This window comes from Nonlabens sp., from assembly GCF_039941875.1.
Classification (GTDB): Bacteria; Bacteroidota; Bacteroidia; order Flavobacteriales; family Flavobacteriaceae; genus Nonlabens.
This window is the reverse complement of record NZ_JBDVDQ010000023.1, coordinates 195,207-219,271: the sequence shown is the minus strand read 5'-3', so window position 1 is coordinate 219,271 and position 24,065 is coordinate 195,207. Positions and strand designations below refer to the sequence as shown.

23 protein-coding genes are annotated in these 24,065 nt (G+C 34.7%); 10 read left to right on the top strand and 13 right to left on the bottom strand.

From position 1 onward, the window contains the following. Positions 1–241: 241 nt before the first annotated feature. The 10 genes from ABJF08_RS14460 to ABJF08_RS14415 form a co-directional block, all read right to left on the bottom strand. A complete protein-coding gene (locus ABJF08_RS14460) occupies positions 242–1,594 on the bottom strand; it encodes an MATE family efflux transporter (RefSeq protein WP_348116964.1) in 1,353 nt (450 codons plus the stop codon). A 53-nt stretch (positions 1,595–1,647) separates the two neighbouring features. Beyond that, complete coding sequence (locus tag ABJF08_RS14455) at positions 1,648–3,057, bottom strand: M20/M25/M40 family metallo-hydrolase (RefSeq protein ID WP_348116963.1); 1,410 nt, start codon at positions 3,055–3,057, stop codon at positions 1,648–1,650. Next, the gene (locus ABJF08_RS14450) at positions 3,050–3,928 is read right to left on the bottom strand and encodes a PPK2 family polyphosphate kinase (RefSeq protein WP_348116962.1); all 879 of its coding nucleotides are present in this window, start codon (positions 3,926–3,928) and stop codon (positions 3,050–3,052) included. Before ABJF08_RS14450 ends, ABJF08_RS14455 begins: the two co-directional genes overlap by 8 nt. A 1-nt stretch (position 3,929) precedes the next feature. Beyond that, the gene (locus ABJF08_RS14445; RefSeq protein ID WP_348116961.1) at positions 3,930–5,093 is read right to left on the bottom strand and encodes a sigma-54 dependent transcriptional regulator; all 1,164 of its coding nucleotides are present in this window, start codon (positions 5,091–5,093) and stop codon (positions 3,930–3,932) included. 2 nt (positions 5,094–5,095) lie between these two features. Next, positions 5,096–6,013 (bottom strand): DUF6268 family outer membrane beta-barrel protein, encoded by a 918-nt coding sequence (locus ABJF08_RS14440; RefSeq protein ID WP_348116960.1) that lies wholly within the window; start codon positions 6,011–6,013, stop codon positions 5,096–5,098. After that, complete coding sequence (locus tag ABJF08_RS14435) at positions 5,982–6,884, bottom strand: mechanosensitive ion channel domain-containing protein (RefSeq protein WP_348116959.1); 903 nt, start codon at positions 6,882–6,884, stop codon at positions 5,982–5,984. The genes ABJF08_RS14440 and ABJF08_RS14435 overlap by 32 nt, the downstream gene beginning before the upstream one ends. Continuing rightward, positions 6,869–8,164 carry an ABC transporter permease gene (locus tag ABJF08_RS14430; RefSeq protein WP_348116958.1) on the bottom strand — a complete coding sequence of 432 codons (1,296 nt, stop codon included), beginning with the start codon at positions 8,162–8,164 and terminating at the stop codon, positions 6,869–6,871. Before ABJF08_RS14430 ends, ABJF08_RS14435 begins: the two co-directional genes overlap by 16 nt. Further along, positions 8,157–9,086, bottom strand: a complete 930-nt coding sequence (locus tag ABJF08_RS14425; RefSeq protein ID WP_348116957.1) for an ABC transporter ATP-binding protein — start codon at positions 9,084–9,086, stop codon at positions 8,157–8,159. Before ABJF08_RS14425 ends, ABJF08_RS14430 begins: the two co-directional genes overlap by 8 nt. Positions 9,087–9,363: 277 nt before the next feature. Next, positions 9,364–10,497 (bottom strand): molecular chaperone DnaJ, encoded by a 1,134-nt coding sequence (gene dnaJ / locus ABJF08_RS14420; RefSeq protein ID WP_348116966.1) that lies wholly within the window; start codon positions 10,495–10,497, stop codon positions 9,364–9,366. Further along, a complete protein-coding gene (locus tag ABJF08_RS14415) occupies positions 10,497–11,039 on the bottom strand; it encodes a nucleotide exchange factor GrpE (RefSeq protein ID WP_348116956.1) in 543 nt (180 codons plus the stop codon). The genes dnaJ and ABJF08_RS14415 overlap by 1 nt, the downstream gene beginning before the upstream one ends. A 236-nt stretch (positions 11,040–11,275) precedes the next feature. On the opposite strand from ABJF08_RS14415, the gene ABJF08_RS14410 reads away from it, so the two are divergent. Further along, positions 11,276–11,941 (top strand): YceI family protein, encoded by a 666-nt coding sequence (locus tag ABJF08_RS14410; RefSeq protein WP_348116955.1) that lies wholly within the window; start codon positions 11,276–11,278, stop codon positions 11,939–11,941. A 101-nt stretch (positions 11,942–12,042) separates the two neighbouring features. Beyond that, positions 12,043–12,822 carry a hypothetical protein gene (locus tag ABJF08_RS14405; RefSeq protein WP_348116954.1) on the top strand — a complete coding sequence of 260 codons (780 nt, stop codon included), beginning with the start codon at positions 12,043–12,045 and terminating at the stop codon, positions 12,820–12,822. Between the two features lie 9 nt (positions 12,823–12,831). On the opposite strand, the gene ABJF08_RS14400 is transcribed toward ABJF08_RS14405, so the two are convergent. Both ABJF08_RS14400 and ABJF08_RS14395 read right to left on the bottom strand, forming a co-directional pair. After that, positions 12,832–13,743: a TIGR01777 family oxidoreductase gene (locus tag ABJF08_RS14400; protein WP_348116953.1), complete on the bottom strand. Its 912-nt coding sequence runs from the start codon at positions 13,741–13,743 to the stop codon at positions 12,832–12,834. A gap of 118 nt (positions 13,744–13,861) precedes the next feature. Beyond that, the gene (locus tag ABJF08_RS14395; protein ID WP_348116952.1) at positions 13,862–14,272 is read right to left on the bottom strand and encodes a DUF2141 domain-containing protein; all 411 of its coding nucleotides are present in this window, start codon (positions 14,270–14,272) and stop codon (positions 13,862–13,864) included. Positions 14,273–14,454: 182 nt separating this feature from the next. Between ABJF08_RS14395 and ABJF08_RS14390 the strand changes: the two genes are divergently transcribed. From ABJF08_RS14390 to ABJF08_RS14380, 3 genes are all read left to right on the top strand, one after another. Continuing rightward, on the top strand, positions 14,455–16,023 hold the full coding sequence (locus ABJF08_RS14390) for an ABC transporter substrate-binding protein (protein WP_348116951.1): 1,569 nt from the start codon (positions 14,455–14,457) through the stop codon (positions 16,021–16,023). A gap of 246 nt (positions 16,024–16,269) precedes the next feature. Then, on the top strand, positions 16,270–16,764 hold the full coding sequence (locus ABJF08_RS14385) for a CIA30 family protein (protein ID WP_348116950.1): 495 nt from the start codon (positions 16,270–16,272) through the stop codon (positions 16,762–16,764). Positions 16,765–16,771: 7 nt separating this feature from the next. Beyond that, positions 16,772–17,380 carry a hypothetical protein gene (locus tag ABJF08_RS14380; RefSeq protein WP_348116949.1) on the top strand — a complete coding sequence of 203 codons (609 nt, stop codon included), beginning with the start codon at positions 16,772–16,774 and terminating at the stop codon, positions 17,378–17,380. A 37-nt stretch (positions 17,381–17,417) separates the two neighbouring features. Here the strand turns inward: ABJF08_RS14380 and ABJF08_RS14375 are convergent, their stop codons facing one another. After that, positions 17,418–18,005 carry a porin family protein gene (locus ABJF08_RS14375; protein ID WP_348116948.1) on the bottom strand — a complete coding sequence of 196 codons (588 nt, stop codon included), beginning with the start codon at positions 18,003–18,005 and terminating at the stop codon, positions 17,418–17,420. A gap of 179 nt (positions 18,006–18,184) precedes the next feature. On the opposite strand from ABJF08_RS14375, the gene ABJF08_RS14370 reads away from it, so the two are divergent. The 5 genes from ABJF08_RS14370 (at position 18,185) to secA (ending at position 23,977) form a co-directional block, all read left to right on the top strand. Next, complete coding sequence (locus ABJF08_RS14370) at positions 18,185–18,616, top strand: MarR family transcriptional regulator (protein ID WP_348116947.1); 432 nt, start codon at positions 18,185–18,187, stop codon at positions 18,614–18,616. A gap of 58 nt (positions 18,617–18,674) precedes the next feature. Beyond that, positions 18,675–19,238, top strand: a complete 564-nt coding sequence (locus ABJF08_RS14365; protein ID WP_348116946.1) for a YceI family protein — start codon at positions 18,675–18,677, stop codon at positions 19,236–19,238. 236 nt (positions 19,239–19,474) lie between these two features. Continuing rightward, positions 19,475–20,047, top strand: coding sequence for a cob(I)yrinic acid a,c-diamide adenosyltransferase (locus tag ABJF08_RS14360; RefSeq protein WP_348116965.1), 573 nt, complete (start codon positions 19,475–19,477; stop codon positions 20,045–20,047). A gap of 222 nt (positions 20,048–20,269) precedes the next feature. After that, positions 20,270–20,491, top strand: coding sequence for a DUF2795 domain-containing protein (locus ABJF08_RS14355; protein ID WP_015360681.1), 222 nt, complete (start codon positions 20,270–20,272; stop codon positions 20,489–20,491). A gap of 117 nt (positions 20,492–20,608) precedes the next feature. Next, positions 20,609–23,977, top strand: a complete 3,369-nt coding sequence (secA, locus tag ABJF08_RS14350; protein ID WP_348116945.1) for a preprotein translocase subunit SecA — start codon at positions 20,609–20,611, stop codon at positions 23,975–23,977. Positions 23,978–24,065: the final 88 nt, after the last annotated feature.

Here is a 24,065-nt window from a genome sequence, read left to right as displayed (position 1 = left end):
AAATCTTATCGCAAATCTTCACGATTTACTAACTGATCTTTTAACCTATCTGAAGAACATTTGCCTTGTTAAACATTTAGCTGTTTTCCTAAGCGGCTGCAAATATACAACCCCTTTTCTCTAACTTCCTAACTTTTTATTAAAAAAATCGAAATAAAAATGAAAGAATTAATCAACCATTTAGCAAACAACAGTTTACATTATGTTTAAATTTAAGAAAAAACTTTATTAAATAAAAAACCTATTCAAAATCATATTCTCCTACCATACCAGTTGTCAGCAAATACCTATATCGATAATACATTAATGCGAATGAAAGTGTTAAACCAGTTAATAACCCTATCCAAATCCCTTGCAAGCCTAAATCAATATATTGACTTAGCACATATGATATAGGTAAACCGATTACCCAATAAGATACAAAACATATAAGACTAGGAATCCAAACATCCTGTAACCCTCTTAGAGCACCTAACATTACTACTTGAAAACCATCACTAAGCTGAAAGAAGGCAGCTATTAAAAGAGCTCCTGCTGCTAGTTGCACAACCTCCCAATCATCAATATATAAGTACGGAAGCTGGTTTCTAAATACAATAAAGCATAATGCAAAAAACAGTTCCACTATAAGAGTCAATAAAAATATAGACTTAACAATCCTCTTCAATTCGTCAAATTGATTCAATCCTTTTTGATTACCTACTCTAATAGTTGCCGTCACACCTAACCCTACTCCAACCATAAACGTTAGTGCTGATAGATTTAAAGCTATTTGATTTGCGGCCTGACTACTAGTCCCTAGTAAACCAGATAAAATTATCGCTGCTGTAAACAACCCTACCTCAAAAAACATTTGTAGTGCGGTGGGAAATCCTAGATTTAACAATTTAGAAGTTATACCAGTAGATTTGACTTTTATGAAAACGAGATACTGTTTTAATTCCTTTTTAGTTAACAAGAAAGCTAGAACTATCAACACCATAACTATTCTAGAGATAAACGTACCAATCCCTGCACCTTCTACCTCTAATCTGGGAAAACCGAACTCTCCATATATAAATAAAAAATTCAAAAACACATTTATCAAATTAGCTATTATTGAGGCAGTCATGGAGTAGACCGTTTTTGATAAGCCATCGATAAATTGTTTAATAGCCTGGAACATCATTAACGGAATTAATGATAACGCAACCCATCTCATATAAGGAATAGCTAATTCAACAACTTCCTTAGGCTGATCTAACATGGATAAAATAGGTTCACAAAGAAGAACCACCAATGTCAAAAGAACACCTATGATCGTGGACAAAACAAAACCTTGCTTAAAAATTGCACCTATTCTACCCACATCTTTTTTGGCATCTGCTTCTGAAACAAGTGGAGTTATCGCAAATGAAAAACCTATACCTATAGAGAGCGCTATAAAAATTAATGTATTCCCCAAAGATACAGCCGCAAGTTGTGCCTTACCCAACTTACCAACCATAACGTTATCTGCTAGCGCCACTAGTAAATGCGCTATTTGCCCTACCATAATCGGTACAGCTATTTTTAAGTTTGTAGAAAACTCTCTTGTATAATCTTTTAGTGCCATCTTGAATTGTAAAGGGGCACAAAAGTAGTGAGATTCAAGATCTATACAACCATCTAATCCATGCTATTATCAACCACTCCATACTGGTCAAAAAGATATATTAAGCTAGTCATTGTAGCTGCCCCTAATTCTAATTCTCTTTTATTAACAGCATCAAAAGTATCATTTGCCGCATGATGAAAATCAAAATATCTTTGAGAATCGGGACGCAGACCTGCTAGTACTGTTCCACTATCTTTTAGTGGACCTACATCTGCACCACTGCCGCCTTTTTCAAAATAATGAATTAGGTAAGGTTTGAAAAGCTCTTTCCAAGAATGAACAACCTCCATTTGATCATCTGTTGCATCAAAGCTAAAACCTCTAGGTGAAAAACCACCTGCATCACTTTCTAAAGCAAAAATATGTTGTTCATTTTTTGCCTTAGCCTGTTTTGCATATTCTCGAGCTCCTTTTAATCCATTTTCTTCATTCATGAATAACACAACTCTAATCGTTCTCAAGGGCTGGTAATCTAATTTTTTCAATGTTTCTAAAACCTGCATAGATTGCACTACACCAGCACCGTCATCATGACTACCATCACCTAAGTCCCAAGAATCTAAATGACCACCTACAACAATTACTTCATTAGGATACTTAGCTCCCTTGATTTCTCCTATTACGTTGTAACTCTCTACGTCTCCCCAAACAGTACAATCTTGTTTTAAGAAAAACTGAAGATTCTTATCTAAAGCTAGGTAAGTATGTAATTTTTCAGCATCGTTTGTACTTATTGCTGCAGCCGGAATATAATTCTCTACATCTAAATCGCCATAACTCATTGAGCCTGTATGAGGATAATCGTCGAGTCTTAAATTCATAGATCTCACTATAACACCTACAGCACCATATTTACCAGCTTCTTCTGCGCCACTGTATCTTTGATCTACGCAGCCACCGTAAGCCTCAAACGTTTGTATTTTTGTAGGATCCATAGGTCTGTTATAAAACACTATTTTACCTTCTACTTCTTTTCTCCCTAACTGAGCTAATTGCTCTAAAGAAGTAACCTCTACCACTTCCGCTTTTATGCCTGCTTCTCTAGTAGGAATAGAACCTCCTAATGCACAAACATTTACATTAATAGTTGAAAAATCATTTAATTGCATGTATGCAAATTCTGGTGTACCACGTGTCCATTTAGGCACCATTACCGACTGTAATTCTGTGCGAGAAACAAATTTTGCCATTTCCTTCTCTGTATACTCAACAGCTCGTTGGGCCTGTATAGAACCAGATAATCTTCCTCCTATATTATTAGAAAGATAATCTAACCACTCATAACTTTTGGACTCTGTAAGGCTGTAGTCATAAATACTCTTAAGCATTAATGAATCTGCTTGAGATGTTTGTACTAGTTGCGCTTTCGCGAAAGCGGAACACAACAAAATAAAGAATCCAATAGTATGTAGTTTATTCATTTTCTAGCTCTTCAATGTATTTTTTAATATTTCCTGAAACCTCATCATCTATTTGAGGTGGCTGAATGTACTCTTTTTGAGTAAGAGCATCCACCAGTATTTTTGCGACTAACAATCTTGCCATAGGTTTATCATCTGCCGGGATGATGTGCCATGGGGCAACGTCCGTATGCGTGTGTTTAATAGCCTGTTCATAACAGTACATGTATTTATCCCAAAGTTTACGTTCTTTAAGATCGTCTTTTGAAAATTTCCAATTCTTTTCTGGTGTTCTTAATCTTCTTAATAAGCGTCTTTTTTGTTCTTCTTCGCTTAAATTAAGGAAAAACTTAAAGATAAAAGTCCCGTTTTGAGTTAGTTCTTTTTCAAAATTATTGATCTGGTTGTAACGCATTTGCCAAAAGTCTTCTGTAGCATCTTCTGGACTATTAAAATCAGGCAAATTTTCTGCCATGAGATATTCTGGATGCACACGAGTAACTAAGACGTTTTCATAATGTGTTCTATTAAAAATACCAAAATGCCCCTTAGAAGGTAGTGCTATATAGTGTCTCCATAGATAACCATGCGACAATTCTAAATCTGTAGGAACTTTAAAACTGTGCTGTATAACGCCTCTTACATTAAAATCTTTAAAAACCTCTCTTACAAGGCTGTCCTTTCCAGACGTATCCATCCCTTGAAAACACACCAGTACTGCATGTTTATCATGTGCATAGAGTCTTGCTTGAAAATCTGCAAGTTCTCTTCTCACTTTTTCAAGTTCCTTTTTGGCTTCTTTTTTTGGTAGCACCTCATTAGGTAACGTAGAATGTTCTTTAAGCTGGAACTTTGTAGATGCTTTGAATTCTTCTGAATGAATTTTATACATATTATTTACTTGCAAAAAGTTTTACATCTGTCTCACTAATTTCTTCACCTCCTAATATAATGAGTCGTTCTACAACGTTGCGCAACTCACGTATATTACCTGTCCAATCGTATTCTTGTAACAGTTTAAATGCTTTGTTCTCAAATTTCTTTGCGGCATTCCCTTGCTCTTTGGCAATTTTTGCCGCAAAATGATTAATCAGTAATGGAATATCATCACGTCTATCATTAAGAGCAGGTACATTAATTAATATTACTGCTAGTCTATGATAAAGATCTTCTCTGAATTTTTTATCTTCTATCTCTTGTTTAAGATCTTTGTTAGTTGCTGCAAGAATTCTTACATCTACCTTTATATCCTTATCACTACCTACACGTTGTATTTTATTTTCTTGAAGAGCCCTTAATACTTTGGCTTGTGCTTTGGCACTCATATCCCCTATTTCATCTAGAAAAATAGTACCACCGTTTGCTGCTTCAAATTTTCCTGCTCGGTCTTTATTTGCACCAGTAAAACTCCCCTTTACATGACCGAATAACTCACTTTCTATTAACTCACTAGGTATAGCCGCACAATTCACCTCTATGAAAGGACCTTTTGAACGGTCACTTTTTTCATGTAACCAGTGTGCAACAAGTTCTTTACCAGTACCGTTTTCTCCAGTGATTAAAACCCTAGCGTCTGTAGGCGCTACTTTTTCAATGATATTTTTGATAATAACGATTAACTCGCTTTCTCCTATCATCTCATAGTTTTTACTTACTTTCTTCTTGAGACGTTTATTCTCTACGACTAGCTTTTTATTATCTAGCGCATTACGTACGGTGTTTAAAAGTCTATTTAAATCTGGCGGCTTTGAAATGTAATCAAAAGCTCCTAAACGCATCGTATTAACAGCTGTGTCTAGATCTCCATGTCCTGAAATCATGACAATAGGGATTTCTGGCTTTATTTTCTTAACAGCCTCTAAAACCTCAACGCCATCCATTTTAGGCATTTTTATATCGCAAAGAACAAGATCATAATCGTTATCCTTTAGCAACTCTATACCTTCTAGTCCATCTACTGCCTCTACGACATTGTAATCTTTACTTTCTTCAGATAATATTTTACTTAAAACGCGACGTATCGCGCCTTCATCTTCTATAAGGAGAATATTTGCCATTATTATATTTTAAACTTTATTCCTATTCTAGAATAAAACGTATTAGTATCATTAAGTGTTACCACGTCATCACCATTATCATCTCTAAGTCTGATGTCATTGATAAATGTGTAACCTGCATAAATATAAGCCGAAATATGCTTAGTAAAATTATGCTGGTAACCAGGCCCAAACATTGCCACTGTCATTGAAACATCTTCTGCAACACCTCTTGTGGTAGGTTCGTCATTTTGAATATTTGCATAAAAACCATCTAGACGTGCATATAATTGTACATCATTTTTTTCATTAAATCTATACTTAAGATTCATTTTAGGTGCCCCTAAAGTAAAACTCCAGTTTTCATTAAGTTCTCTATAGTAATTAAGATATGGTAATGGGAAAGGCCTACCAGCTGTGGTAGAGTATTGCACTCCTACCACTAGTTGCCATGGTTTACCGCCATCTTCTCTTTTCTTCTCGTTTTTAATAAAGTAAACACTACCTACAAAAAAGTAGTCATCGCTACGTGCTTTTCCTTCATCAAAATTTGATGCTACTAAAACACCAGTCCTAGATCCAAAACGCCAGTTATTTTTCATAGGAAATGTATAACCCAGCGCGACTTGAAAACTCTCGTATCTATCAGAGCCAAAATCTGTGGCTCTAAAATTATCTTTAACTATATATTCTACGTTTCGGTATTCTAGGTAAGGAACAAGATAATTAGCTTCTCCTACTTTAAGCGGTACATTTACAAAAGTCCTGAATCTTCTAAAACTGTTATCAGAATTACTTTGAGGAAAGTATGTGTACTCTGCTCTAAAAAGATCTGTTCCTTGTGAGTACGCTTTCGCGAAAGCGAAAACACAAAATACTATACAACTAGTTCTAATTATTTTATTTAATCTAGTCATTGTTCCTATTGTTAGATTCTTCATTTGCTGAAGATGTATTTATAATATGAATATCTCTTTGCGGGAAAGGAATACTCACGTTGTTTGCTCTGAATGCTTTATCGATGTCAAATCGTATAGCACTTTTAATACGAGGCTCTGTAAAAGCATCTCTTACAAAAAAGTAAACCGAAAAGTTTAATGAACTATCACCAAATTCATTAAACATAACAAATGGCTCTGGACTGAGCAGTACACCTTTTTGATTACTGACACATTCTATAAGTAATTTTTCTATTAATCTCGTATCGCTACCATAAGCGACACCTACATTTACTTGCTCTCTAGTCTTGGGATGGTTTTGAGTATAATTATAAACTATTTCTGACATAAAAAGATGATTAGGTATAATCAATATTTTATCGTCACGAGTAATTATCCTAGTACTCCTTAATTTTACTTCAAAGACACGACCTACTTTGTTATTAATTTCTATAACATCATTTACTAGAACAGACCTGTCGGTTAAAATAGTTACCCCAGCAATTATATCTTTAAATAGATCTTGCAGTGCAAAACCTAAACCTACAAATAAGGCGGCACTAGCAGTTAAAAGCCCTGTCAGGTTTACACCACTAGAATGCAAGACTGATATAATTACAATTATATAAACTATGTAATTAAAGAACTTAAAGGCACTCTCAAATTTAAGTTTATCTGGAATATCCATCTTGCGTGTAACTACCTTTCTAATACCTCTCAATATCAGTGTAGTTAATAAAATAGCGACTATAGCAAGAATAAGCATCCAGGTATCAAAATGGAAGCCTCCATTTTTACCAGATGGTATAATCTCATAAGTGAGAAACTCTTGTATTTTATCCCAGTTTAAACTCATAATTAGTATCGCAGCCATTTATACAACTCTTTCCAATTGGTCTTTTTACCGTACATTAAAATTCCTATCCTATAGATCTTTGCAGCTAGCATTGCTACACCTATTATACTGATATATAATAATAACATACTTAATGCTATTTCCCACCAAGCAATCTCACCAAAAGGGATTCTCATTAACATCACTATAGGTGAAGTTAATGGAATGTATGAAAATATTACTGCTACCGTTCCATGAGGATTATCCATTACCGAAAAGAAACCTACATAAATAGCTAGCATTAATGGTAAAATTACTGGCAACATAAACTGTTGTGTATCTGTTTCATTATCTACCGCAGCACCTATCGCTGTATAAATAGAGGCGTATAAAAAGTAACCTCCCATGAAGTAAATAAAGAAACAAATCAATATTTTGAGAATAGGCAGTTGTGCTAAGTCGTTTGCAATTAACTGAAACTTATTAGGATCTTGTGCTTGAGCAAGCACATCTGCATTGGCAGGTGTAGAAAATGCATCTACCCCAAAGAAGGTCGTCGCAACTATCATTAATATAAAACCGACTATTACCCAAATTAAGAATTGAGTTATTCCTGCTAGCGAAGTTCCTGTTATTTTACCTATCATAAGATAGATAGGTTTTACACTACTTACTATAATCTCTATAATACGATTTGTTTTTTCTTCTATTACAGATCGCATCACCATATTACCATAGATGATAATGAACATCATCAATAAATAACCAGCGATACCACCAGCTGCTATTTTAACCCAGCCAGACATTTTACTGGTCTTTTCCCCTGTAAAATTCTGTACTTGAATCACCTTAGTTACTTTACGCCTATTGATCACATTAATATCCATACCTGCATCTTTCAAATTATTAGCGGTAGCCTCTTTATTAATTTTATCTTCAATAGATTCTAAAAAACCTTGTGATGGAGAGTCGTCAGAATAGAAACTTAAGTCAGCTAGTTGCCCTTTCTGCGCTTCTATTAATATCAAACCGTAATAATCTGCTTCTTTACTTGCAGTTATGGCAGCTTCTTTAGAAATACCATTTAATTTGATATACTCGTTGCGCTCGTTTGATTCAAATAAAGAGATGTAATTATCTTCTGTTTGATCTAATATGGCAATTTTTCTGCTCGTATCTGAATTTATACTAGTAAGCCATCCTATGAGTAAAGCGACACCTACGAATATTAATGGACTCACAAAAGTCATGATAATAAAGGTTCTGTTTCTTACCTTATTAAGGTATTCTCTTTTTATGATAAGCCACAGTTTATCCATTTTGCTGTACAGTTTGAATGAAGATATCATTAACACTAGGTATCACCTCACTAAAATGTGTTAATTCACCTAATTGGGTTAAGCGATTTAATGCACTAGGTACATCTATATGAATAGGTATTTGTATTTGCACATCTAGCGTGTTATCTAATCCTGATAATACTATAGGTTGCGCATTAAATTCTATCGGTATTTGTTGGAAAGCCAAATCATTATTTTGACAAATTAAAGACACCGCATATTTACGATCTCTGTAGCGCTGTTTTACATCGCTCAATTTACCTTGTAAAACAAGGTTAGACTTATTAATAAGTGCTATATGGTCACACATCTCTTCTACACTTTCCATACGGTGCGTAGAAAAAATGATAGTTGCTCCATCATCTCTTAGTTTTAAAATTTCGTCTTTAATAAGATTTGCATTTACTGGGTCAAAACCAGAAAATGGTTCATCAAAAATCAATAAACTAGGCTCGTGCATGACAGTAACTATAAATTGTACTTTCTGCGCCATTCCTTTAGAAAGTTCTTCTAGTTTTTTATTCCACCAGCCTTCTATACCTAATCTATCAAACCAGTATGTAAGTCTATCTTTTGCCTCTGCCCTTGAAAGACCTTTAAGTCTAGCTAGATAAATGCACTGCTCACCTACCTTCATAGATTTATAAAGCCCACGCTCTTCTGGCATGTACCCTATATCTTCTATATGATTAGGTTTTAATTGCTCACCATTAAGAAGGATCTTCCCTTCGTCTGGCATTGTAATTTGATTTATGATTCTTATAAGTGACGTTTTACCAGCACCATTGGGTCCTAATAAACCATAAACACTTCCTTTGGGTACTGAGATAGATACATCATTTAATGCTGTATAATCCCCATATACCTTTTTTATATGTATTGCTTCTAACGCGTTTCCCATCAAAATATTAATTGTGCTAAATTAACAAGAAGGATATGGTATTGCTAAGGATTTAGAATAAATTAATAGGAATGCGAGTTAAAAAAAATTACAGATCATAATAATATGTAGGTTCTTCAATATAATACCCTAATAGTTACAAAAGGTCATAAAAAAACCCACCTCCCTAAAATAGGGAGGTGGGAAAAATTGCTATGAAAAAGAAAAATAACAAATGGTTGGTTGACCATTCGTTGGCATAAATATATACTATTTTTTCTAATTCATTAAGTTTTCTTTAAGAAAACATGTCTTTCACTTTTTCAAAGAAAGATTTATCTCCTTTTTCAGGTGCTGGATCAAAATTTGAATCTGTCATCATGCTTTCAAAAAATTCTTTTTGCTCCTTAGTTAAATTACGAGGTGTCCATACATTTACATGTACTAATAAATCTCCCGTAGCATACCCATTAAGATTAGGCATTCCTTTACCACGTAACCTTAAAATCTTACCACTTTGTATTCCTGCTTCTACCGGTATGCGCACTTTCCCTGTTACTGTTTGGATTTCTTTAGAAGTTCCCAGAACAGCTTCAGGTACACTTACATATAGATCATAATGAAGATTATTTCCCTCACGCTGTAATTCTGCATGTGGTTTAACTTCTATATCTACCAGTAAATCACCACTTACACCATTACCTGGTGCATCGTTTCCTTTTCCTGTAACTTTAAGACGCATGTCAGACTCTACACCTGCTGGTATTTGAATAGTTACTGTTTCTTCAGTAGCTATCATACCTTGAGCATCTGCTCCAGCTGGTTTATTATTTAAGATTTGACCTGCACCACCACATGTATTACAAGGCGCAGCAGTTTGCATACGACCTAATATTGTGTTTTGAATTCTAGTTACCTGCCCACTACCATTACATGTAGTACAAGTTTTATAAGAAACTCCAGGAGCTTGCTTTTTACGTTTTACCTTTACTTTCTTATCAACACCATTTGCAGCTTCTTCTAGAGTAAGAGAGACACGTATACGTAAATCTTTTCCTTTAACTCTGCGCTGGCCACCACGACCAACGCCGCCGAAACCACCAAAACCGCCGCCACCGCCGCCGAAAATATCGCCGAACTGACTGAAAATGTCATCCATGTCAAAACCACCTGCGCCACCGCCGCCGCCAAAACCTCCTGCGCCACCAGAAGTATATGCCTGGTGACCTAACTGGTCATAACGAGACTTTTTTTGTGGATCACTTAAAGTTTCATAAGCCTCTGCAGCTTTTTTAAACTTCTCTTCTGCAGCGTCATCTCCAGGGTTCTTATCTGGGTGGTATTGGATCGCTTTTTTTCTATAAGCTTTCTTTATCTCTGCAGCTGTCGCACCTCTTTGAATATCTAATATGTCGTAGAAATCTGCCATAATTATTGTCCTATAACTACTTTAGGAAAACGTATGATCTTGTCTCCTAGTTTATATCCTTTTTCTATTACGTCTACTATTTTACCTTTCATATCATCACTAGGTGCTGGTATTTGAGTAATAGCCTCGTGTACGTCTGCATTAAAGGTATCTCCTGCTCTCACATCAAATTCTTCTAAACCTTTACTATTTAAGGTATTAGTTAATTTATTTGCTATTAATTTTACACCACTTGTCAGTTGCTCATCTTCAGATTTATTAATCTCGACCATTGCTCTGTCAAAATCGTCTAGAACTGGCAGCATGTCTCTTAAGACACCTTCTCCTGCAGTTTTAAATAACTCGATGCGCTCCTTTGCAGTACGTCTTTTAAAGTTCTCAAATTCTGCAAACAGACGTAAGTATTTATCTTTTTCTACTTGTAATTGATCTTCTAAAATTTCTACATCACTGCGCTCGTCTTGCACCTCTTCAGTTACTTCTTGCTCCACAACCTCAGGTGCTTCCTGATCTTTCAAGTCTTTTTCGTTTTTATTCTTTGCCATCTTCTGACGATATATTTTAAATAAATTCAACACTTTTTTATCGAGGTGTTTTTTAATGGTTACGCTTTCGCGAAAGCGAGATAGCCACAATAATTTTCACCTACCTAGACGCGATAAGGCAAAAGTGTTGCCATTTAAATATGTGTGTCAAAATGTCACCGAGAATAATTAATATAGATTTAACGATGTTATTTGTATATACATTTAGTTTTGTGATTCAATCTAATTTAAGAATAATGAAACGTAATTTTTTAAAAATCGCAGGTATGGCACTAGTTGTTGCTTTTACCGTAGCTTGTAAAGAAAGTAAGAACGAAGTAGAAGCATTGGATAGTGAAGAAGCTGCTGTTGCAACTGTTGAGGCTGTTACTTATAATGTAGACACTGAAGCTTCTAACGTCGCATGGATAGGTTCTAAACCTACTGAAGATCATACTGGTAACATATCTCTTAGTAGTGGTGTGGTAAAGGTAAATGGTGATGTTGTTGAGAGTGGTGAATTTATTATAGACATGACTTCTATCGAGGTTACAGACCTAGAAGGAGATGCTGCCGGTAATCTAAAAGCACACTTAGAAGGTACTGTAGAAGGTAAGGAAACTGATTTTTTCAATACTCCTAAATACCCTACTGCAAAATTTGTAGTAACTGGTCTTAATACTATGGAGAATAAAACGACTCTAGAAGGTAATCTTACTCTTAAGGATGTGACTAAGAAAATCGCTTTTGACGTTACTGTAAAGTATGATGGTGATAAAATGATGCTTACTAGTGAAGACTTTACTATAGACAGAACAGACTGGGGTATCCAGTATGGCTCTAGTAACTTTACTGATATAGTTGCTAACAAAGCAATATCTGATGATATTACATTAACTCTAAACATAGTTGCTACTAAGTAATTATTAGTTTAAAGTTTTAATTTTAAAAGCCTTGTAATCTACGATTGCAAGGCTTTTTTATTTATGGGTAAGATGGTATTTTTACTCTCTCAACTTCTTACATGAAAAACTTTCTACTCTCCACGCTTTCTATACTTTTCTACTTCACTACTACTGCACAAGAAGTAGAGTTTATGGATGCTGATTTAATCAACACGTTATATGATTATGAGCAGGTAGAGATAGATTCTATTCTTTCTATACAGTTACCATTTGATTTTTTTGAAAGTACCGAAAGTGAAGATGGTATAGAGTCTCACTACTGGTTCGGTTATGGAGAGAACGACGAAGTTTTCATGGTACATCGTGCTAGAATAGATGAAAGAATATGTTTATCTAATAGAAGAGAGATGAAAAGTTATTATGATAATACCTTAAATGACTGGACCAAAGATGAGGAAATCAAAGTGGTCAAAGACGAACGTGTTGTAGAAAACGACGTATATCAGGCTTATTACATCTATAATGAACTGGATGAAGACGGAGAAGAAATGCTCCAAAACTCTTATAGATTAATACAGATTAAAGAAACTCTTTACCAGATAGGTGTAACACAACCTTTAAAAACTAAGGACAGATCTGTGGATGAAGATTTTTTTAATAGTATAGTGATACAACCAGATTTTGCCTTAAAAAATCAATATACGGCATGTGGTACTTTTGATCTAATTTTTGGCGATGAAGATGACGACTCTTCTACTACCGCTTATGAAATAGGTGAGATTTTAGGTGGCTTTGCTTGTGTTGCTATATTCTTATTACTATTCGGTCTAGTAATATTTTTTATGGTTAGAACTAATAGAAAGAATAAGCAAAAAGAGTGGGATCAATTTAATAGTTAAGCTACTGCCCTAATCTAAATAATTTTTTAAAGCTCCTTCTAATTCTGGATATTTAAAAGAATAGCCTTTTTCTTCTATTTTTGAACTACTAGCATGCTGACTGGCAAGAACTATAGAAGACATTTCACCTAGCATTAATTTCATAATAAATTCAGGCACATTGGGAAGAAAAACTGGTTTACCCATGACTTTTCCTATGCTATTCATCATAGGTCTATTTCTTACAGGATGTGGAGCCACACCGTTATAAACACCTTCTAGCTCATGATCCAGTATGTGTATAAATATGCCTGATAAATCGTCTATAGCGACCCAACTTTGCCACATTTTACCGTTTCCAAATCCTGATCCTGCATAAAACTTAACCGGTTTAGACATTTGTTCTAATGCACCACCTTTTCCAGACAGTACTATCCCTATACGCACGATGCCATGAGTAAGGCCTAGTTCTTTGAATTGAGTTCCTATTTTTTCCCACGCGATACAAACATCTGCTAAGAAATTTGTTGCCGTAGGTGGTATATCGTCTTCTCTCAGTGCTTTACCGTTTTGATCATCTGGATAAATACCTATCGCACTTGCTGTGACCACATGCTTTACTTGATGTTCATTTTCTTTAAGTAAATTTAAAAGCAAATTTGTACTGTCTATACGACTATTGAGAATGCGTTTTTTTGCAGCGTCTGTCCATTTTTGAAAAACAGTCTCACCTGCTAGATGTACAATAGCATCTACACCATCTATACACTTTGCATCTATAGTCATCTCATTTACATTCCATAAAAAGCCTTTATGATTATTGCTGCTTTTTATGGCGCTCTGTCTGGTAGTTAAATAATGAACCGTATGTCCTTGAGATAGTAAATCTTCTGATATTTTTGAGCCTACTAGGCCAGTCGCTCCTGTAATAAGTATAACCATGCTACGAAGTTAATTCTCAAACTAATGCGATACCATTATGTTTTAAATTAATTAACAACAAATAATAATCCTGACCCAATGCGCTTTAATAAAAGTAGATGGGTCAGGTGTAAGAATATTATAATCGTACTGCAATTTCTTTATCGCTTTCTATAGTAATTTTTGCATCATCCCAAGAAGGTGGACCATAACTCATAGGGTTATTACTCATACCATAAGCCTCTTTAGGCATTCCTTGATCTGTAAAATCCATTTGATTATTACCGTTTTTATCGTGTAATACCATGATCGCATATTCTCCTGCTGGTATGTTTTCAAATATCGCAACAGCAACACCGTCTTTAATTTCTATAGTTGCAGATTGCAATGGTGCAGCTTTCATAAATTGGTTCTCTGTACTTAGGCTATAAACCATAGTACCATTATCACTTTTTGCATTATCAACAGTAACTTTTAAAGTAAAAGTTTCTTGTGCACTTAGAGCCATAGAGAATAATAAAACGAGGATACTAGTAAAAAGAGTTTTCATAATAAAGTATTTTAATTTGTTAGACAGGACAAATATGCAGCACTTTTCTAGTTAAGAATAATTGCAGTAACCCAACTGTAATATTTTACTACTCAATTGTAAAATATATGTTTCTATCATTAATTGTATAAATTCCTTAACATAGAAACCGGTGTAGGAATGGTCTTTATTATCTTTACCTTATGAATAAATATGTACTCGTTTTACTTTCGTTTTTTACTTTGATCTCCTGCCAGAATCAAGAACAGAAGATAGATACATCTACTGTATTTAGGTATAATGAGCATGCCAATGTGACCAGCCTAGACCCAGCTTTTGCAAAGGACCAGCGTAACATATGGGTATGTAATTTGCTTTATAACGGCTTAGTAAAATTAGATAATCAGCTAGAAGTGGTTCCCGATCTTGCTAGCCACTGGCAAATCGATAGTACTGGTACTTCTTATAAATTTTATATTAAAGAAGGTATTTATTTTAATGACGCTTTCGCGAAAGCGAGAACAGTAACAGCAACAGATTTTAAATATTCTCTAGAACGATTAACAGATCCCACCCTAGCTTCTAATGGTGCATTTGTAATGAAAAATTTGACTGAAATTAATGTATTAGACACACTAACTTTAGAAATAAAATTAAAGCAACCGTTCCCTGCTTTTCTAGGCTTGCTCACCATGAAATATTGCAGTGTCGTACCAGAAGGAAGTTCTAATTTAAGAGAGCAACCCATAGGTACGGGACCTTTTTATCTCAAAAAGTGGCAAGAAAATGTAAAAATGGTATTGCGTAGAAATAATAACTACCATGAAAAGGATACGGATGGCAATTCTTTACCCTATCTAGAAGCCGTTGCGATTACCTTTAAAACCGATAAGCAAAGTGAATTTCTAGAATTTGCTCAAGGCAATTTAGATTTTATAAACGCTATAGACCCAAGTTACAAAGATGAACTATTAACTACTAGTGGAGAATTAAAAGAAAAATATATCTCTAACGTAGAGTTAAAGAAAGCTCCTTTTTTAAACACAGAATATCTTGGCTTAAAGATAGATTCTAAAACCCCAGAATTACAAAGTAAGAAATTAAGACGTGCTATAAACATGGGTTTTGACAGAGAGAAAATGATCAAATACCTACGTAATAATATAGGAACTCCAGCTGTACATGGTTTTATACCCAAAGGAATACCAGGTGGCGGCATAGTAAAAGGGTATTCTTATGATCCTGCACAAGCTAGAAAACTAGTACAAGAATACATAGCGGAATCTGGTAATCCATCCCCATCGATAACTATAAGCACTGGTGCAAATTACCTAGACTTATGTGAGTTTATTCAAAAAGAATTACAAAAAATAGGAATAAACACTGCCGTAGATGTGATGACACCATCTACATTAAGAGAAGCTAGAAAAGCTGGACAGTTGGACATTTTTAGAAGCAGCTGGATCGCAGACTACCCTGATGCCGAAAATTACCTATCACTCTTTTATTCTGATAATTTTACTCCTAACGGTCCTAATTATACGCATTTTAAAAGTAAAGCTTTTGACTCCTTATATAATGTAGCATTATCTACCGGAAGCGCTTCAACTAGAAAAGAGTTATACATTAAAATGGATAGTATCATTATTAAAGACGCACCTATTGTACCATTATACTATGATCAAAGTGTCCGTTTTATATCAAAGAATGTAGAAGACCTAGAGAGTAATGCAGTAAATATGCTCGATTTAACTAGAGTGAAAAAGAAATAATTATAAATTACACAATCTATAGGAAAAAACGTACACGTCAACCGTTCTCATAAAGTTATGATAACTATAAGCATCTAATCATTTAAAATTTAGATATTTATAATATTAGTGGTATTCTACAAACTTACTTTTAAACCATTTAAAAATCTTAACCTTACCGATAGCAGGGCTTAAAGAGATAAAAATGGATAAAAAAGAGCTTAAAATAAGAAACTGTAAAGCAATCTATACCTTATCTTTCCGCCTATGATGGTCAACAATGTATTATTTGATTTTGATTCTAAAAGCGATTTAGAAAATTGGAGTGTCTTAAACGATACAGTAATGGGAGGTACTTCAAAAAGTTCTTTTGAACTTAATGAAGAAGGTCATGCCGTTTTCAGTGGTAAAGTTACTCTTAAAAATGACGGTGGTTTTGCTTCGGTAAAATACGACTGTCCAGACACTAAATTAGGAGACACATCTATTGCAGTCCTAAGAATCAAAGGTGATGGTAAAAATTACCAGCTACGTTTTAAAGAAACAGAATCGGACTACCATTCTTACATTATCGCATTCCCTACTACTGGAGAATGGGAGACTGTAGAACTAGAAGTAGATGAGATGATACCATCTTATAGAGGCCGTCAGTTAAATATGGAAAACTTTCATCATACCATGATAGATGAATTAACGCTTTTCATAGGTAATGGTGAAGAAGAAACTTTTGAACTTCTTATAGATAAGATAGAGTTTAAGTAAAATCAGTTTGAGAGATTTATTTTATAACACATTATATAACTATACTAATGATATAGATTATATAAATGAATGCTATAACTATATCATAAATCAATACAACTCTAGTTCTAGATTTTATCATAATAGAAATCACTTAAGATTCATGCTCAAGGAATTAGCTCAATCGAGTATTATTCCTTTAAACAGTGATGCGTTAATTTTAAGTGTTTTTTACCACGATGTTATTTATAAGTCTACTAAAAAAGATAACGAATATCAAAGTGCACTGATTCTTGAAAAGCACCTTTCTAAAACTGATTTTAAACATATAGAGCTATGTAAAAATCAGATAAATGCCACTAAGAATCACGCAACGAGCTTAACAGATCCGGATACTAATCTTCTTATAGATATCGATCTGGCCATTTTAGGTCATAAAAACAACGTTTATCAACTATATACTGAAAACGTAAGAAAAGAATACAGCATCTACCCTAACTTCATCTATAACCCTGCACGTAAAAAAGCTATGCAGCATTTTTTAGAACAAGATCGCATTTTTAAAACCGATGAGTTTTATAACCTTTATGAATCTAAGGCTAGAGATAATATCACTAGAGAAATAAATAATTTATAAGAGTCCATACTGAGACAGACTCTTATAAATTTATCTATTATAATTTAAGGCTTAAAGCAACAATAATTTGCTCTGGTCTAGTATCTATAGTTACCGGTCCTCCTATGGATATATTATTATTTATAAAAGAAACCTCGTTGTCATTAAAACCACGTTCATATCGCACATCTATACCTAGATTACCTATATTAACACCTACACCAAATTGAGCTCCAACAGTAAAATCTTCTGACACATCACTTAATTCTACGTCTTCTAAATCTGTATCAAGTACATACTGTAAAGACGGACCGGCAAATACATGAAGTGGACCTATAACATTAAACCCTACTAAAATAGGAGCATCTAACTTCTGTAAGTCAAATGTTACTCCATTATACTCATTACTCAATTTTGTATATTGTATTTCTGGTCTTAAATAAATAGGTCCTAAATCTAGTTTACCGAATACTCCTATGTGATATCCTAACTTTTCATCTGGATTATCAATAATGGTTCTTCCATTCTCCTTTAAATCACCAGTAGACCCATAATTTAATCCAGCTTTGATACCAAAACCGTCATCCGTTTGTGCTACACCCATCGTCCCAATAAGTAATAAGCAAATCATTAAATACTTTTTCATAGTCGTTTAGTTTTAATTATAACGTTTCTAACATCTCTATTATTGAGTAAATGTCGTAATCAAATTACGCAATATTTCTTAACATTTTTGTAAAATCAACTTTAACATTTTCATATCATTAAATCAGTAAATCTTAAATATATTTGTACCAACAATTAATACAATAGTAAATAACTAATATGAGTATAGATGATTCTTCTATTCCGCTTTCGCGAAAGCTAATAACTACTATCATAAAGAAAGGAGCCAAAGTCACTGAGACCATAAGCTCTACAGTTAAGGAACAAGGTATCACTTTACAACAGTTTAACGTTTTACGTATTTTAAGAGGTCGCAAAGGGAAAGCTGCAAGTTTACAAGACGTGAGTAAAGATATGATTCACGCAAATTCAAATACAACAAGAGTTATCGATAAACTAGTCGATAAAAAATATGTAGATCGCAAACAGTGTCCTAATGATAGAAGACAAATAGAACTTACTATAACAAAGAAAGGGCTAGATGTACTAGCCATTCTAGATGATAAAGTTAATACCGCCGAAGCCGAAATAACTAAAGACTTAAATGAAGATTCTATGACCGCTTTAATTAATGAATTAGAAAAAATATAAAACATTTACCCTAATACTTGTACAAACAAATAACATATAAACAATTAATTTAATACCTATGAACATTATTTTTAAATCAGCTATGATACTTGCCGTTGTTGCAGGAACAAGCTTAATCAACAAAGAAGTTAAAACAGTAAATACCGAGACGAGTACTGCTATATGGACCGGTAAGAAATTTGGTGGTAGTCACAACGGTACTATCGACTTAAAATCTGGACAGCTAGAATTTAATAACAACCAGCTTACTGGTGGAGAATTTATTATAAATATGAGCAGCCTAGAGGTAACAGATCTATCTGGTGATAATAAAGCAAAGTTAGAAGGACACTTAAAAAGTGACGACTTCTTCTCTACTGCAACACATGACACAGCTACTTTAAAAATAACTAAAGTAGATAATACAAGCTCTCCATATAAAGTTAGTGCTGACTTAACTGTAAAAGGTATCACAAATTCCATCACCTTTGACCTTACTACTGCAGAAGACACTGCCACAGCACAAATAATAATAGATCGCAGTAAGTATAATGTAAAGTATGGCTCTAGGAGTTTCTTTTCTGGATTAGGAGATAATTTTATATATGACGATTTTGAAGTAGACGTTACTTTAAAGTTCTAATAATTATAAAAACTCATTAAAAATCTCAAAAGCAATTTTGAGATTTTTTTTGTTTAGTGCTTACCTTTATTTTAGAATACCTCTTCCCTATCTTTGATGTTTAACCTTAACTATGATTCCGTTTTTATTCTTTAGTGGAATGGCTGCATTGTATTTTTTAGGCACTGCTAGTCGTAATGCTTTTAAAAGAACCAACAAGAAACGAGATTATGAGAAGAGATTTTATAAACGACGCAATGAAAATATATACTAAGACAGGAGACAAAGGTACTACAGCACTATTCGGTGGTACACGAGTACCTAAGCATAATTTAAGAATAGATAGTTACGGTACTGTAGATGAGCTCAACTCATGGATGGGACTTATAAGAGATCAAGAAATATCAGCACATACTGGTAAAATTATCAATCTCATTCAACATCATTTATTTACACTAGGCGCTATTCTTGCTACTCCACCAGAAAAGGAAACGCTTAAAAATGGCAAAGACCGACTTAACATCTCAAAAATTAGTGATGAAGAAATAAACATGTTAGAAACCGAAATGGACGATATGGATAAGGAATTGCCACCTATGACTCATTTCATACTACCTGGCGGCCATCCATCTGTGTCATATTGTCATATTACAAGAACGGTTTGTCGTAGGGCAGAACGCTTAGCCTCAGAACTTAATGAGATCACGCCTATAGATCCACAAGTTTTAAGATATCTCAACCGACTATCTGACTACCTATTTGTATTGGCACGTAAATTGTCTAAAGACTTACAAGCCGAAGAGATAAAATGGATCCCAAATAAATACTGATTTTCATTTTATTCAGAAACTGTAACTAGCGCTCGTAAGTCGCGATAACAGTAACATCTGTATAAAAGAAAATAACAATGTGGGGCAACTGATGAGCATTTTCAGCAAACATTTTGATTTTCAAAAGCTTAGACGCTCTTGTAAATCTTGAAATCAAAGTAAAAATAACTTGCATAAATCGACGAGAAGTTTATTTTTGCAAAAAACTTAACGAGTAAAAATATGTATTGGACACTAGAACTGGCATCTTATTTAAGTGATGCGCCTTGGCCTGCAGAGAAAGATGAATTGATTGATTATGCAATTCGCACTGGAGCACCTTTAGAGGTAGTGGAAAATTTACAAGCCATTGAAGATGAAGGTGACTTATATGAGTCTATTCAAGAGATCTGGCCAGATTATCCTACAGACGACGATTACCTCTGGAATGAGGACGAATACTAACGATCATAGTATCGGATAAAAAGTCTCCAAAAGAGGCTTTTTTTTTGCTTTAATTTCAGATATTAGCACGAGCAGTTTGTATTTTTTAAACTGTTATAAATCAAATAAATAAAAACCATGGGACTATTAGATTCCGTTTTAAAAGTATTCGTAGGCGATAAGTCTAAGAAAGATATAAAAGAATTACAGCCTATTGTAAACAAAATTCTCAAATTTGAGCCTCTTCTAGAGAAGCTTACCATTGATGAATTAAGACATAAAACGGTAGAGTTTAAAGAAAAAATTGCCGCTGCAAAGGCTGACACGCTTTCTAAAATAGCTTCACTTAAAGAAACTGCAGAGAACGAAGAAGACATCGATAAACGTGAAGAAATCTATAATGAAATAGATCAATTACAAGATGTAGCTTATGAGCAAACTGAAGCCGTTCTTAACGAGATCATGCCTGAGGCATTTGCTGTAGTTAAAGAAACTGCAAAACGTTTCTTCCATAATTCTGAATTAAGAGTAGCCGCTACCGCTAGAGATCGTGAATTATCTGGTACAGTAGACTATGTTAGCCTAGATAACGATCATGCTATATGGCAAAATTCTTGGGATGCTGCTGGTAAAGCAATCACTTGGGACATGATTCATTATGATGTTCAATTAATAGGTGGTGCAACTTTACACAGTGGTAAAATAGCCGAAATGCAAACTGGAGAAGGTAAAACACTTGTTGCCACCTTACCTGTTTACCTTAACGCACTTACTGGTAATGGTGTACACGTAGTTACCGTAAATGATTACCTAGCAAAACGTGATGGTGCATGGATAGGACCTCTTTTTGAATTCCACGGTCTTTCTATAGACTGTATCGATTATCACAAACCTAATTCTGAAGAAAGACGTCAGGCATATCTTGCAGATATTACTTACGGTACTAACAACGAGTTCGGTTTTGATTACCTACGTGATAACATGGCGCATGCGACTAAAGATTTAGTACAACGCAAGCATAACTATGCGATTATTGATGAGACCGATTCTGTTCTTATAGATGACGCTCGTACTCCATTGATTATTTCTGGACCAGTACCACAAGGTGACCGTCAAGAATATGATGTATTAAAAGCTCCAGTAGATAACATCGTTAATGTACAGAGAAAAGAACTGGTACAAACTCTTGCACTAGCTAAAAAGCTTATTGCAGACGGCGATGCAAAAGAAGGTGGTAAACAATTACTACGTGTTTTCCGTGGATTACCTAAAAATAAAGCATTAATCAAATTCTTAAGTGAAGAAGGTATCAAAACCTTACTTCAAAAAACAGAGAATTTCTATATGCAAGATAACAACCGTGAAATGCCTAAAGTAGATGAGGCACTTTACTTTGTTATAGATGAAAAAAACAACCAAGTAGAACTTACTGATAAAGGTATAGAATTCTTATCTGGTGAAGACCAGCCTGATTTCTTTGTTATGCCAGAAGTTGGTATGGAAATTAACCGTATCGAGAATGCAGGCCTATCTGCAGAGGAAGAAGCTGAGAAGAAAGAAGAGCTTTTCCGTGAATTTTCTGTAAAGTCAGAACGTATTCACACCCTTAACCAATTACTTAAAGCCTATACTCTTTTTGAAAAAGATACAGAGTATATCGTACAAGGTCAAGATATCAAAATTGTAGATGAGCAAACTGGTCGTGCTATGGAAGGACGTCGTTACAGCGATGGACTACACCAGGCTATTGAAGCAAAAGAGAATGTAAAAATTCAAGATGCTACCCAAACCTTTGCCACTATTACTTTACAGAATTACTTCCGTATGTATAGAAAGTTATCAGGTATGACTGGTACTGCGGTAACTGAAGCTGGTGAATTCTGGGAAATCTATAAACTAGATGTAGTAGAAATACCTACTAACAGACCTATCGCACGTGATGATAGACAGGATCTTGTTTACAAGACAAAACGTGAAAAGTACGGTGCTGTTATAGAAGAAGTAACTAAGTTAAAAGCAGCTGGACGCCCAGTACTTATAGGTACTACTTCTGTAGATATTTCAGAGCTTCTTAGTAGAACATTACAAAGAGCAGGAATAGATCATAACGTATTGAATGCAAAGCAGCACAAACGCGAGGCAGACATCGTTGCTGAGGCTGGTAATCCAGGACAAATAACTATTGCAACAAACATGGCTGGTCGTGGTACAGATATTAAATTATCCGACGAGGTAAAAGCAGCTGGTGGTCTTGCTATTATAGGTACAGAGCGTCATGACTCTCGTCGTGTAGACAGACAGTTACGTGGTCGTGCTGGTCGTCAGGGTGATCCAGGAAGCTCTCAATTCTATGTATCTCTAGAAGATAACTTAATGAGACTATTTGGTTCTGAGCGTATGGCTAAGACTATGGATAGATTAGGAATGAAAGAAGGTGAAGTAATTCAGCATTCTATGATTTCTAAATCTATTGAACGTGCACAATCTAAGGTGGAGGAAAATGCCTTCGGTGTTCGTAAAAGATTATTAGAGTATGATGATGTAATGAACGCGCAACGTGAAGTAATTTACAAGCGACGTCACAATGCATTATTCGGTGATCGTCTTGCGGTTGATATCGCAAACATGATTTATGATATATCAGAGAACATTACTAACGGTAATAAACAAGCTCAAGACTTCAAAAACTTCGAGTTTGAATTAATCCGCTATTTCTCAATGAGTAGCCCAATATCAGAAGAAGAATTTGCTGCCAAAGATGATAAGACGATAACAGATATTATATACTATGCCGCTTATGAACACTATAAGCAAAAAATGGAGCGTACTGCTTCTGAGGTATATCCTGTCATCAAAAACGTAATGGAAAATGACGAGCGCAACTATGAGCGTATCGCGGTTCCTTTTACAGACGGTATTAAAACTCTTAATGTTGCGACTAATTTACAAGAAGCATATGATTCTGAAGGACGTTCTTTAGTAACTGACTTTGAGAAAAATATCACCCTTGCCATTATAGACGAAGCGTGGAAAACGCACTTACGTAAAATGGATGAGTTAAAGCAGAGTGTACAACTAGCTGTTCACGAGCAAAAAGATCCTTTACTTATCTATAAGTTTGAAGCTTTTGAATTATTCAAAGTAATGATTGACAAAGTGAACAAGGACGTAATAGGTTTCATGTTTAAAGGTGATTTACCATCTAGAGATGCCGCAGCAATAAGCGAGGCAAGACAGAAACAAGTTGAAAAGACTAACACGCAAAAAGAAGAAGTTCTCAATAGTGACGAGCAGGCTGCTAAAGCTAGAGCCGTAGGAGCTGGTGCGAGTCAACAGCAACAACGTCCACAAGTAACAGAAACTATCACTCGCGACCAACCTAAAATAGGTCGTAACGATAAGGTGATTATCAAAAACGTGATGACAGGAGAAACTAAAGAAGCAAAGTATAAAGCTGCGCTACCTTTAATCAATTCTGGACAATGGGTTTTAGATAAAAAAGCTTAGTTGGAATAGATTTCCGCTTTCGCGAAAGCGAGAACAAAAAATGCCTCTCTGAAAAGTGAGGCATTTTTTTTTATAAAGAAATTTAGAA